The organism is Serratia oryzae, from assembly GCF_001976145.1.
GTDB lineage: Bacteria > Pseudomonadota > Gammaproteobacteria > Enterobacterales > Enterobacteriaceae > Chania > Chania oryzae.
On the sequence record NZ_MOXD01000002.1, the window covers coordinates 273,415 to 285,537 of the forward strand.

Here is a 12,123-nt window from a genome sequence, read left to right on the forward strand (position 1 = left end):
TCAGCGCCAGATGGGGCTGATGCTAACATCAGTTGGGGTCTTTTTCCGCCAGATAAGGGTCCGGATAACCCATATCCTGCATGATCTCGGTTTCCAGAGACTCCATTTCTTCGGCTTCATCGTCTTCAATATGGTCATACCCTAGCAGATGAAGGCTGCCGTGAACAACCATATGCGCCCAGTGTGCTTCCAGCGCCTTCTGTTGCTCAACCGCTTCCTGTTCAACCACCTGGCGGCAAATGATCAGATCGCCCAACAGCGGCAGCTCGATTCCCGGTGGGGCTTCGAACGGGAATGACAGCACGTTGGTGGGTTTATCTTTACCGCGATAGGTCAGATTCAGTTCGTTGCTTTCCGCTTCATCCACCAGGCGGATAGTCACTTCGGCCACTTCCTGAAACTGCGGCAGCACGCCTTCCAGCCAGCGCTGGAAGGTGGCTTCGTCCGGCAACCCCTGGCTGTCGGCACAGGCGATTTGTAAATCCAGGATCACCTGGCTCATGGGGCCTCCTGCTCAGAGGCAGTGTGCGCCTCGCGTTGACGTTGTTCGGCGATAGCGTCTTTGCGTTTCTGCTCGGCCGCTTCCCAGGCTTCATAGGCAATCACCACGCGGGCGACCACCGGGTGGCGCACCACGTCTTCACTGTGGAAGAAGTTGAAGCTGATCTCTTCCACTTCAGACAACACTTCCACCGCGTGGCGCAGGCCGGATTTCTGGTTGCGTGGCAGGTCGATCTGCGTGACATCACCGGTAATCACCGCTTTTGAGTTGAAACCGATGCGCGTCAGAAACATCTTCATCTGCTCGATGGTGGTGTTCTGGCTTTCGTCCAGGATGATAAAGGCGTCATTCAGGGTGCGGCCGCGCATGTAGGCCAAAGGGGCAACTTCGATCACGTTACGTTCGATCAGCTTTTCCACGCGCTCAAAGCCCAGCATTTCAAACAGGGCGTCATACAGCGGGCGCAGATACGGGTCGACCTTTTGGCTCAGATCCCCCGGCAGGAAGCCGAGTTTCTCTCCGGCCTCAACCGCTGGGCGGGTCAGGAGAATACGGCGGATTTCCTGGCGCTCCAGCGCATCAACCGCTGCGGCGACCGCCAGATAGGTTTTACCGGTGCCCGCAGGGCCAATGCCGAAGGTGATGTCGTGTGCGAAAATATTGGCGACGTACTGCGCCTGATTGGGCGTACGCGGCTTCACCATGCCACGCTTGGTTTTGATGGTCACCGCTTTGCCGTAATCCGGCACGCTGTCGGCAACCTGCTCCAACACCCGGCTCTCTTTGATCGCCAGATGGATCTGCTCTGGGTCGATATCCGGGATCACGCCGCGAATCGGGGCGGTATCCACATACAGGTGGCGCAGAATATCGGCGGCGGCAACCACGCACAGCTGTTTACCGACCAGCTTGAAACGGTTGTCACGGCGATTGATTTCGATCCCTAATCGGCGCTCGAGCTGTTTGATGTTGTCATCAAACGGGCCGCACAGGCTCAACAAGCGTTGGTTGTCTGCGGGCTCTAACAGGATTTCTTGTGTTGCGACGTTCAAACTATTCCTCAAGGCTCACACCGGGCCTGGTTGATGTCACGTAACTGCGTTTTTAACGCACGCGTTCAGGACAAACCCCGAACTCTCTTTCTTGAATTATTCATGGTGCGCAGCGCGGGCGCAAGTCCAGCCAGATCTATCTGTGCGCCGGGAGGAGAATTCAAGGGGGGGAAGCGTTGGGGGCCAATTAATTTGGCCCTTGAAACCGGGAAGGATCAGTTCTTTTTCACAAACTCGGATTTCAGCTTCATCGGGCCAAAGCCATCGATTTTGCAATCGATATTGTGATCGCCTTCCACCAGACGGATGTTTTTCACCTTGGTGCCGATTTTCAGCATGGAAGAGCTGCCTTTGACTTTCAGATCCTTGATCACGGTCACCGCATCGCCATCGGCCAACAGATTGCCGTTGGCGTCTTTCACGATCAGGGCGTCAGCCTCTTCTGCCGTGGCGCTATCGCTCCACTCGTGGGCACATTCAGGGCAGATAAACATATCGTTGTCCTGATAGGTGTATTCGGAGTTGCACTTCGGGCAGTGTGGGAGTTGCATTGTTATGTTGCCTCATCATCAAAAATAAAAAAACGCCGGGCAAAAACAGCCCGGCAGAGAAAACGGGTTATGCCATTAAAGCCGATCAAGGCTGGTAAGTACCGACACCCAGTTCATTTTCCTTACGCGTTCGTGCAATCACCGCTCCAGGGGATTCATGCACGCGCAGGTCCATCTGCTGCTCGGTGCGCACCACGGTGCCGTGCAGTGAATTAGCATGCACCCCGGTAATTTCGACATCAACAAACTGGCCAATCATTTCTGGTGAGCCTTCGAAATTGACCGTGCGGTTGCACTCGGTACGGCCAGCCAACTGCATCACGCTCTTACGCGATGTGCCTTCTACCAGAATACGTTGTACGGTGCCCACCATGCGGCGGCTGAATTGCAATACCTGCTGTTGAATACGTTCCTGCAGGATATACAGCCGCTGTTTTTTCTCTTCTTCGCTGGTATCGTCTGGCAGATCGGCTGCTGGCGTGCCAGGGCGCGGTGAATAGACAAAGCTGAAGCTGTTGTCGAATTTCACTTCGGCGATCAGGTTCATGGTCTGTTCAAAATCTTCCCGGGTTTCGCCAGGGAAGCCGATGATAAAGTCGGAACTGATCTGAATATTGGGGCGCACTTTGCGCAGTTTGCGAATAATCGCTTTGTATTCCAGCGCGGTATGCGAACGTTTCATCATGGCAAGAATGCGATCTGAACCGCTCTGCACCGGAAGATGCAGGAAGCTCACCAGTTCCGGTGTGTCTTCATACACCGCAATAATATCATCGGTGAATTCGATCGGGTGGCTGGTGGTGAAGCGGATGCGGTCAATACCGTCGATCGCCGCCACCAGGCGCAGCAGTTCGGCAAAGGAACAGATCCCGCCATCATAGGTTGCGCCACGGTAGGCGTTAACGTTCTGGCCCAGCAGGTTCACTTCGCGCACGCCCTGAGCGGCCAACTGGGCGATCTCAAACAGCACGTCGTCGCTCGGGCGGCTGACTTCCTCACCGCGGGTATAAGGCACCACGCAGAAAGTACAATACTTGTTACAGCCTTCCATAATCGAGACAAAGGCGGTAGGCCCTTCGGCACGCGGTTCTGGCAGGCGGTCAAATTTCTCGATTTCAGGGAAGCTGATATCCACAATTGGGCTACGAGTCCCTTTGACGTGGTTGATCATCTCTGGCAGGCGGTGTAGCGTCTGCGGGCCAAAAATGATGTCAACGCAAGGCGCCCGGTTGCGAATATGTTCACCTTCCTGTGAAGCCACACAGCCGCCTACGCCGATGATCAACTCTGGATTTTTTTCTTTAAGCAGCTTCCAGCGGCCCAGCATACCGAAAACTTTTTCCTGCGCTTTTTCGCGGATCGAGCAGGTATTCAGCAGCAACACGTCCGCTTCTTCAACGTTATCAGTCCATTCGTAACCGTGCGTGCTTCCCAGTAGATCGGCCATCTTGGATGAGTCGTACTCATTCATCTGGCAGCCCCAGGTTTTGATATGCAGTTTTTTCATCATTGATTTGCCATTACTCAGTGCGAAGAGAAAAATGCGTTAAGCGCCATGCAGGAGCGGTATTGTAATCATTTGATGGCGGTGTGACCAGCGGAGCGAAGACCGCATGCGATCTGCAACCCAATTAAAAATTGGTTACACTGGCTGAAAATGCCGTAACCGGTCGGGCGGCACTTAATCAAGTGAAAAGTATAGCCAAAATGAAGACTTCTCAAAAACGGGTGGATGCCGTGGTGGTTGGCGGCGGTATGGTTGGTGCAGCGGCGGCCTTGGGGTTGGCGCAGGCCGGGTTGTCTGTGGCGCTGCTGGAGCATCAGGCTCCGGAAGCGTTTGACGGGCAAACCCCGCCAGATCTGCGGATTTCTGCTATCGGCTGCACGTCTGTGGGCTTATTGAAACAGCTGGGTGCCTGGCAGGCGGTGGAAAAGATGCGCTTGGCCCCCTATCGCCGCCTGGAGACCTGGGAGTGGGAAACCTCACGGGTGGCGTTTGATGCGGCATCGCTGGGGCTGCCTGAGCTGGGATTCATGGTTGAAAATCGTATTCTGCAGCTGGCGCTGTGGCAGCAGTTGGAACGGTGCGAGAATTTAACGCTCCATTGCCCTGCCAAGCTGCAATCGATGCAGCGCACTGAAGACCACTGGCTTGTGACGTTAAGCTCGTCTGAGACCCTACAGGCGCGTTTGGTGATAGGGGCGGACGGGGCGCACTCGCAGGTGCGCAAACTGGCCGCGATTGGCACCAGCGGTTGGCAATATCGTCAGTCCTGCATGTTGATCACCGTAGAAACCGGCGCGCCGCAGCAGGATGTGACCTGGCAGCAGTTTTTCCCCTCTGGGCCACGCGCTTTCTTACCCTTATATGACCAATGGGCTTCGCTGGTGTGGTACGACAGCCCACAGCGTATCCGCCAATTACAGGCTTTGCCGTTGGCGCAGCTCGAGCGTGAGATCGCGGCGGCTTTCCCGGCGCGGTTAGGCACGGTGAAAGTGCATGCGGCAGGATCTTTCCCTCTGGTGCGCAGTCATGCGCAGCGCTATGTACAACCTGGTTTGGTGTTGCTGGGTGATGCTGCTCATACCATCAATCCGTTGGCCGGGCAGGGCGTTAATCTGGGATACCGGGATGTGGATGCCTTATTGGATGTGATCAGCGCTGCTCGTGAGCTGGGGGAAGATTGGGCCAGCGAAGCGGTATTGCTGCGCTATCAGCGCCGTCGGCGTACCGATAACCTGCTGATGCAAAGCGGTATGGATCTGTTCTATACCGCTTTCAGCAATAATCTGGCCCCGTTGAGCGTGGCACGCAATCTGGCGCTGATGGTGGCGCAGCGGGCGGGCAAGCTGAAAGAACATGCATTGAAGTATGCGTTAGGGTTGTGATTTTTTCTCGGTGAGGCCCGGCATGACTGGGCCAGCCGCGCATGGCCGTGCAGAAAAGCAAAAAGCCCGCATAAGCGAGCTCTTCTGAATTTGGCTGGGGTGCCAGGATTCGAACCTGGGTATGCTGGTATCAGAAACCAGAGCCTTACCGCTTGGCGACACCCCAAATGGTGCATACAGCATGGTGGCTACGACGGGATTTGAACCTGTGACCCCATCATTATGAGTGATGTGCTCTAACCAACTGAGCTACGTAGCCGTTTCACTGTTCATGTTACTGGTCAACAGTGTTGAATGGCTGGGGTACCTGGATTCGAACCAGGGAATGCCGGTATCAAAAACCGGTGCCTTACCGCTTGGCGATACCCCAATAACACAATCAACTTTTTACTTCACAGCGCCCCATCCTGAAAAAGATGGCTGGGGTACCTGGATTCGAACCAGGGAATGCCGGTATCAAAAACCGGTGCCTTACCGCTTGGCGATACCCCACCTGCTGTTAAACACGCGATGAAAGAAAATGGTGCGGGAGGCGAGACTTGAACTCGCACACCTTGCGGCGCTAGAACCTAAATCTAGTGCGTCTACCAATTTCGCCACTCCCGCAAAAAGATGGTGGCTACGACGGGATTCGAACCTGTGACCCCATCATTATGAGTGATGTGCTCTAACCAACTGAGCTACGTAGCCATCTTTTTTCGCGCAACCTTCATCGGCGTTGCGGGGCGCATTATGCGTATATGGCCGTTTTGCGTCAACAAGTTTTTTCCCGAAAAAGCGCCTGAAGGTGTCGTTTGTCTGGGTTGTGAACAGGTTGCCGATAAAAACGTCAATTAAGGCAATTACCGCATGAAAACAGCAACAAAAAGGCGGGCCTGAGGCCCGCCGAGAGAAAAAACGCAGAACGTTACTGATAGGCCGACTGGTGAACGCCAACGGCACGGCCAGAGGGATCGTCCATCTTTTTGAAAGACTCATCCCATTCAATGGCCTTAGCTGATGAACAGGCCACAGAAGGGCCGCCAGGAACACATTCAGCCGCGCTTGGCAGTGGGAACAGCTCTTCAAAAATCTCGCGGTACAGGTAGCCTTCTTTTGAGGTTGGCGTGTTGTACGGGAAACGGAAACGGGCGGTTTCGAGCTGTTGATCGCTTACCTGCTGGGCAGCCACTTCTTTTAGCGTATCGATCCAACTGTAACCAACGCCGTCAGAGAACTGCTCTTTCTGGCGCCACGCCACGCTGGCAGGCAGGTAGGATTCAAAACACTCGCGGATAATGTGTTTTTCCATTTTGCCGTTGCCGCACATTTTGTCTTTCGGGTTGATACGCATGGCCACATCGAGGAAGTTTTTATCCAGGAACGGCACGCGGGCCTCCACCCCCCAGGCGGACATGGCTTTGTTGGCGCGGGCACAGTCATACATATGCAGCGCCAGCAGCTTACGCACGGTTTCTTCATGGAATTCTTTGGCGTTTGGCGCTTTATGGAAATACAGGTAACCGCCGAATACTTCGTCAGCGCCTTCGCCAGACAGCACCATCTTGATCCCCATTGCCTTGATTTTACGTGACATCAGGTACATCGGCGTTGACGCGCGAATGGTGGTCACATCATAGGTTTCGATGTGATAAATCACGTCGCGGATCGCATCCAGCCCTTCCTGTACCGTGAAGTGGATTTCGTGATGTACGGTACCCAGATGGTTAGCCACTTCCTGCGCGGCACGCAGATCCGGTGAACCTTCCAGGCCGACCGCAAAGGAGTGCAACTGTGGCCACCAGGCTTCGCTGCGTTCGCCATCTTCTACACGGCGTGCGGCATATTTCTTAGTAATGGCAGAAATCACCGAAGAGTCCAGGCCGCCGGAGAGCAGCACACCGTAAGGCACGTCGGACATCAGATGGCTTTTCACCGCCTCTTCCAGCGCGTTACGCAGGGCGTTGGCATCGGTCACGTTGTCTTTGACGTTGTCGAAGTCGAACCAGTCACGCTGATAGTATTCACGGATCTCTCCGTCCTGACTCCACAGGTAGCTGCCCGCCGGGAATTCTTTGATACTGCGGCAGACCGGCACCAGCGCCTTCATTTCTGATGCGACAAACAGGTTGCCATGCTCGTCATGGCCCATATACAGCGGGATGATACCGAGATGATCGCGGCCAATCAGATAGGCATCTTTCTCTGCATCGTACAGTGCAAAAGCGAACATGCCTTGCAGTTCGTCGAGGAAGTTCGGGCCTTTTTCCTGATACAGCGCCAGGATCACTTCACAGTCGGAGCCGGTCTGGAATGCATAACGATCGCCCAACTGCTGACGCAGCGCCTGGTGGTTATAAATCTCACCGTTGACGGCCAAAATATGGGTGTGCGCAGCGTTATACAGCGGTTGAGCACCGTTGTTCACGTCGACAATCGACAGGCGCTCATGGGCCAGAATGGCTTTATCGCTGGCATAAACGCCGGACCAGTCCGGGCCGCGATGGCGCATCAGGCGGGACAGTTCCAGCGCTTTTTTACGCAGTTCAACCGGATCGGACTTCAGATCGAGCACACCGAAAATAGAACACATACAAACTCTCCTAACGACTTTTCTTGGGCTGTGATGTTTGGCTACGGCATTACCGTTTTATTAAGGATAGTGCGGTTTTATTGCCTTCTGGTGATGAAAATGCGTCAAAACCTGAGGAAGATGCAAGCGTTTTAACGTTGTGCTGAGAAATAGTCAGTGCGTGAGTGGCTAAAATTAGCGGATGTGCAGTTTTATACGTCGAAAATTAGCGAAAGTGTAATTTTTATGGGAATAGATAGATTGCCGGTAAAATTTTCCGGCAATCCATTGAGTCGATCTTACCTCAGCGCCAACAACGCTCTGGTTGGATGGGCGCAAGGGCTATCAGGCACTTAACTGCCACAGGGTGAAGGCGGCGGTCGGTGTCCAGGCTGCATTCGAGGTGTGTGCTTGAATACAGGTATATTTCTTGCCTTGATAGGTGACGAGATCGCCAGCTTTATACGCGTGATTGATTTCCCACTCGCTGACGCCCGGATTCGGTGGCGCAGTACCATCGTCTGCGGTTTTTACCGTCAGCGTGCTGCTTGGCAATGATTGAGTGCCTTTACTGTCTGTCGCGGTGACAAAGTAGCTGTATTGGGTGTTAGCGGTCAGCCCTCGGTCTTGCAGGCTAAGGCTACCTGTCTGGCCAACAGCATTGCCGTTGCGGTAAAGGGTGTAACTGACGACAGGGTTACCGCCGGTAGCGGCAGACCAACTCAATTGCACCGAAGTTGCCGCCAAGGCGGAAACGGTCAGCGCCGTGGGGGCACTGGGTTTTTCTGGCTGCGGTGGCAGCACCCCTCCCTGAATCAACTGGGCGTAGCGTTTGGCAAATTCCCCGTTGTACGCCACGCCCGTTTTGCTTTTACCGTTATCCCAGTTGACGGACCAGGTCATCAAGCCTTTTATCGACAGATTGTTAGCATCCAAGCGGCTGAACGCGCGATAGACCGCCTGCGGATCGATCACGTAACCGGTCGCTGCTGCGTCGACGTTGCTTGGCAAGCCGATAACAAATTTAGCGGGTGAGATTTTGGTGTAACCACGGGTGCCGGTGACCAGGCTTTCCGTCAGGTAATAGAGAAAGTCTTCTTTCATCGCGTCATTGTTCTGGGTAATCCAGGCACCTTTACCGCCATTGGCTTCATCAACCCAGAGGCCATCACCCCCTTGGTTATAATATTGTGGTGCAATAAAATCATAATACCCCTCTAGCGCGGAAATATAATCCAGGTAACTGCCCGCGGTCCGTAAATAAGGGAATTCCGGCGCCATGCTAATAATGAAATTTTTACCTTGAGCGGCGTAATAATCTTTTACTTTTTTAAGTGCGATGGGTAAGACGGTTTTATTATTGGCGGCACCGATTGCCGCCTGTTCCAGATCAATATCTAAGCCGTCGAAACCATAGGTTTCTACCAGGCGGATAATTTCATCCTTCAGCTTATCTTCATCGCCGGTTTTTAATGCGATATGCGCATCGGCACCGCCGAGAGAGAGTAATACCGCACGCCCTTGGCGGTTCAATACGCCAACCTGACGGCGGAATTCGGCATCGGAAAGGTTGTAGGGCTTAAAGGTGGGGATGCCTTCGCCTTTCATAAACGCCACGGCAACCACATTGTATGCTTCAGGGATATCGGTCAGATTCATATTGGCGAATTGGCCTTGCTGATAGCCGTCGCTGTTACCTGCCTGCCAGTTATGCCAAAAACCCATCATGATTTTCTTGTTGCGCATATCCGGCATAGCTGCGGCGTCGTCGGTGAGGGGGCTTAAAATAGAAGAATGAATATCAGTCATCATTAACCTCGTTATTTGTGAAAACAGGATTTATACCCGTCATACTTCAAGTTGCTTGGGTGTTGGCTGCGTGACTCGGCCCATATTGGGCCTCGCCCCTTCGGGGCCGCTGCAAGCAGCGTTCAAATCTGCTTGCGCAGATTTGTCACTCACCCCAGTCACTTACTTGAGTAAGCTCCTGGGGATGATGAGCCTCTTTGAGGCTCACCCTACGGGCCAGCGCCAAGCGCTGTTCAAATCAGTCTTTGACTGATTTGTCATTCAGTTGCCGCCTACAAGCAACTCGAATTATTTTGGGTATGGTTAACATGCCGCGAATAACGTTATCGGGCATGAAACTAGCATGCCGGTTTTTTATCTGCTGAAGATGAAAGCTTTATTCTTCACAGATAAATAAATTTCACGTTGAAAATAATCTGAGGTTATTAATTGATTTTTTACACGCTGGATAATAATAGAGCGGCTGAGAGCGCCGCCCTGAGGATCAAAAGATATTGATATCCGCCACTGAAGGGAAGATATGGCTCGGGCGGAACGGCATGGTTTCGACATCGTCCAAGTTAGAAACACCCGTCAGCACCAGAATGGTTTCCAGCCCGGCCTGGAAACCGGCCAAAATGTCGGTGCGCAGGTTATCACCGACAATCACGGTTTCTTCAGAGTGGGCCTGCAATTTGTTCAGCGCTGCGCGGATAATCCAAGGGCTCGGTTTGCCCACGTAAAACGGTTGGCGGCCAGTGATCTTTTCGATCGGCGCACACAGCGCCCCGCAGGCTGGAACAAATCCGTGGCCGTGGGTATCTGGGTTAGTAGCGATAAAACGTGCGCCGTTATTCACGAAGTAGGCCGCTTTATGCATCATATCCCAGTTGTATGAGCGGGTTTCACCGACGATAACGAAGTCCGGGTTGATATCGGTAATGGTAAAGCCGGCTTTATACAGTTCGTGAATCAGTGCACCTTCACCAATCACGTAGGCTTTTTTGCCTTCCTGGCGGCGTAGAAAATCTGCAGTGGCCATGGCTGAGGTATAAAACGCGCTTTCTGGCACCTCCAGCCCGGCAGCGGCAAAGCGGTTGACCAGATCCTGCGCGGTTTGCGACGGGTAGTTGGTCAGCATAACCAGTGGCATTCTCTGCTCCTGAATGCGAGCCAGAAACTGGTCTGCGCCCGGAACAGCGGTATTGTCGTGCATCAGCACGCCGTCGATGTCACATATTACGTTTTTAATCATCATTGTTGCTGTTTCTCATGATTGACCTTTTGCCTTTCAAGTTACTGCAGGATTGGCAGTAACTTGAAATCTTTTAGGTAGAGTTGCAGGCAAAATGCGCAGCTAGCACTAGTGCCGGGGGGAATTTAGCTTTCCAACAGCCGCTGTAACAGCACACCATTAAGCATGGCCCGTTTGACCAGCGCGAAAGCACCGATCGCCGAGCGATGATTGAGTTCAGAGGTAACCACCGGCAGATTTTTACGGAAATCCTTCAGCGCCTGCGTATTGATGCAGCCTTGGATCGCTGGCAACAACACCTTGTCGGCTTCGGTGATTTCACCGGCAATTACCACTTTTTGCGGGTTGAACAGGTTGATAGCGATCGCCACCGCTTTACCGAGATAGTGGCCGACGTGCTCGATCACTTCGCTTGCCAGCAGATCGCCACGGTTGGCCGCTTTGCAGATCGCCGCAATATTACAGTCGTCTAAGGTTAATTTGCTTGGGTAGCCCTGCGTCAGCAAATGGCGCACGCGCTGCTCAATCGCCGCGTTGGCTGCGACGGTTTCCAGGCAGCCAAAGTTGCCGCAGTGGCAGCGTTCACCGAGGGGATCGATCTGAATATGGCCGATCTCACCTACGTTGCCGTTATTACTCAGGAATATTTGGCCGTTAACGATAATCCCCGCGCCGGTGCCGCGGTGCAGGCGCACCAGAATGGAGTCTTCACAGTCACGGGTAGCACCGAAGTAATGTTCCGCCAGTGCCAGGCTGCGAATATCATGGCCGACAAAACTGGTGACGTTGAAACGTTGCTGAAGATTATCGACCAGCGTCCAGTTATTGACGCTGATGTGCGGCATATAGTGCACCACGCCCTTGGCTGGAGCGACCAGGCCAGGCAGAATTACGGCGATGGCGATCAGTTCACGCAGCTTGCGCTGGTAATTTTCGATAAATTGCTCAATAGCATTGAACAGTGCGTTTTCCAGTGTCTCCTGGGTGCGTTCCGGCAGAGGGTAGTGTTCCTCACCCAGCGATTTACCACTCATGTCGTACAGCGTAATGGTGGCGTCATGGCGGCCAAGGCGCACGGCGACGGTGTGGAACTGGCGGGTTTCAGAAACAATGGAAATAGCACGGCGGCCACCGGTGGAGGCTTGCTGATCGACTTCTTTGATCAGCCCGCGCTCCAACAGTTGGCGAGTAATTTTAGTGACGCTGGCGGGGGCTAGCTGGCTGAGTTCAGCAATCTGAATCCGCGAGATCGGGCCTTGTTGGTCGATCAAACGGTAAACTGCCGCGCCGTTGAGTTGTTTGACTAAGTCAACGTTCCCTATTTGTGCCTGTCCGCCAGTGCTCATCAATAATTTTACTCTTTGTCTGTGAATGATACCCACATGACTTGGAGTTGCAGCTACGCGGCAAGGGCGCGAGTCCCCAGGAGCATAGATAGCTATTGACTGGGGTGACAACTCTGCCAGGAGCAGAGTTGAACGCTGCTTGCAGCGGCCCCAAAGGGGCGAGACTCATGGATGAGCCGAGTAACTGCC

9 protein-coding genes and 6 tRNA genes are annotated in these 12,123 nt (G+C 53.6%); 1 reads left to right on the top strand and 14 read right to left on the bottom strand.

Translation table 11 applies throughout. The annotated features are described in order from the left end of the window. Positions 1-28 precede the first annotated feature (28 nt). The 4 genes from ybeY to miaB all read right to left on the bottom strand — a co-directional run bounded on the left by ybeY (position 29) and on the right by miaB (position 3,615). Entirely contained in the window at positions 29-502 is a 474-nt protein-coding gene (ybeY, locus tag BMI79_RS04435; protein ID WP_076940799.1) for an rRNA maturation RNase YbeY, read from the bottom strand. Then, positions 499-1,554, bottom strand: a complete 1,056-nt coding sequence (locus BMI79_RS04440; RefSeq protein ID WP_076940801.1) for a PhoH family protein — start codon at positions 1,552-1,554, stop codon at positions 499-501. Before BMI79_RS04440 ends, ybeY begins: the two co-directional genes overlap by 4 nt. Positions 1,555-1,769: 215 nt before the next feature. After that, positions 1,770-2,105: a zinc ribbon domain-containing protein YjdM gene (locus BMI79_RS04445; RefSeq protein WP_076940803.1), complete on the bottom strand. Its 336-nt coding sequence runs from the start codon at positions 2,103-2,105 to the stop codon at positions 1,770-1,772. 85 nt (positions 2,106-2,190) lie between these two features. After that, positions 2,191-3,615, bottom strand: a complete 1,425-nt coding sequence (miaB, locus tag BMI79_RS04450) for a tRNA (N6-isopentenyl adenosine(37)-C2)-methylthiotransferase MiaB (protein ID WP_076940805.1) — start codon at positions 3,613-3,615, stop codon at positions 2,191-2,193. A 197-nt stretch (positions 3,616-3,812) separates the two neighbouring features. Between miaB and ubiF the strand changes: the two genes are divergently transcribed. Further along, positions 3,813-4,994, top strand: a complete 1,182-nt coding sequence (gene ubiF / locus BMI79_RS04455) for a 3-demethoxyubiquinol 3-hydroxylase (RefSeq protein ID WP_076940808.1) — start codon at positions 3,813-3,815, stop codon at positions 4,992-4,994. A gap of 91 nt (positions 4,995-5,085) precedes the next feature. Here ubiF and BMI79_RS04460 read toward each other — a convergent pair. From BMI79_RS04460 to nagC, 10 genes are all read right to left on the bottom strand, one after another. Further along, positions 5,086-5,160, bottom strand: a tRNA-Gln gene (locus tag BMI79_RS04460). Between the two features lie 16 nt (positions 5,161-5,176). Further along, positions 5,177-5,253 (bottom strand) — tRNA-Met (locus tag BMI79_RS04465). A 36-nt stretch (positions 5,254-5,289) separates the two neighbouring features. Next, a tRNA-Gln gene (locus BMI79_RS04470) sits at positions 5,290-5,364 on the bottom strand. A 47-nt stretch (positions 5,365-5,411) separates the two neighbouring features. After that, positions 5,412-5,486 (bottom strand) — tRNA-Gln (locus BMI79_RS04475). Positions 5,487-5,515: 29 nt separating this feature from the next. Beyond that, positions 5,516-5,600 (bottom strand) — tRNA-Leu (locus tag BMI79_RS04480). 7 nt (positions 5,601-5,607) lie between these two features. Beyond that, positions 5,608-5,684: transfer RNA gene (locus BMI79_RS04485), tRNA-Met, on the bottom strand. A gap of 217 nt (positions 5,685-5,901) precedes the next feature. After that, the gene (asnB, locus tag BMI79_RS04490; protein ID WP_076940810.1) at positions 5,902-7,566 is read right to left on the bottom strand and encodes an asparagine synthase B; all 1,665 of its coding nucleotides are present in this window, start codon (positions 7,564-7,566) and stop codon (positions 5,902-5,904) included. A gap of 324 nt (positions 7,567-7,890) precedes the next feature. After that, positions 7,891-9,354, bottom strand: coding sequence for a chitinase ChiC (gene chiC / locus BMI79_RS04495; RefSeq protein ID WP_076940812.1), 1,464 nt, complete (start codon positions 9,352-9,354; stop codon positions 7,891-7,893). A gap of 484 nt (positions 9,355-9,838) precedes the next feature. After that, positions 9,839-10,591, bottom strand: coding sequence for an HAD-IIA family hydrolase (locus BMI79_RS04500; protein WP_076940813.1), 753 nt, complete (start codon positions 10,589-10,591; stop codon positions 9,839-9,841). A 122-nt stretch (positions 10,592-10,713) separates the two neighbouring features. Continuing rightward, a complete protein-coding gene (nagC, locus tag BMI79_RS04505; protein ID WP_076940815.1) occupies positions 10,714-11,934 on the bottom strand; it encodes a DNA-binding transcriptional regulator NagC in 1,221 nt (406 codons plus the stop codon). Between the last annotated feature and the right edge of the window lie 189 nt (positions 11,935-12,123).

Coding starts and splice junctions, on each gene's coding strand:
- ubiF (WP_076940808.1), top strand. CDS start 3,813: ATGAAGACTTCTCAAAAACGGGTGGATGCCGTGGTGGTTGGCGGCGGT.
- BMI79_RS04500 (WP_076940813.1), bottom strand. CDS start 10,591: ATGATGATTAAAAACGTAATATGTGACATCGACGGCGTGCTGATGCAC.
- nagC (WP_076940815.1), bottom strand. CDS start 11,934: ATGAGCACTGGCGGACAGGCACAAATAGGGAACGTTGACTTAGTCAAA.
- chiC (WP_076940812.1), bottom strand. CDS start 9,354: ATGACTGATATTCATTCTTCTATTTTAAGCCCCCTCACCGACGACGCC.
- ybeY (WP_076940799.1), bottom strand. CDS start 502: ATGAGCCAGGTGATCCTGGATTTACAAATCGCCTGTGCCGACAGCCAG.
- miaB (WP_076940805.1), bottom strand. CDS start 3,615: ATGATGAAAAAACTGCATATCAAAACCTGGGGCTGCCAGATGAATGAG.
- BMI79_RS04445 (WP_076940803.1), bottom strand. CDS start 2,105: ATGCAACTCCCACACTGCCCGAAGTGCAACTCCGAATACACCTATCAG.
- asnB (WP_076940810.1), bottom strand. CDS start 7,566: ATGTGTTCTATTTTCGGTGTGCTCGATCTGAAGTCCGATCCGGTTGAA.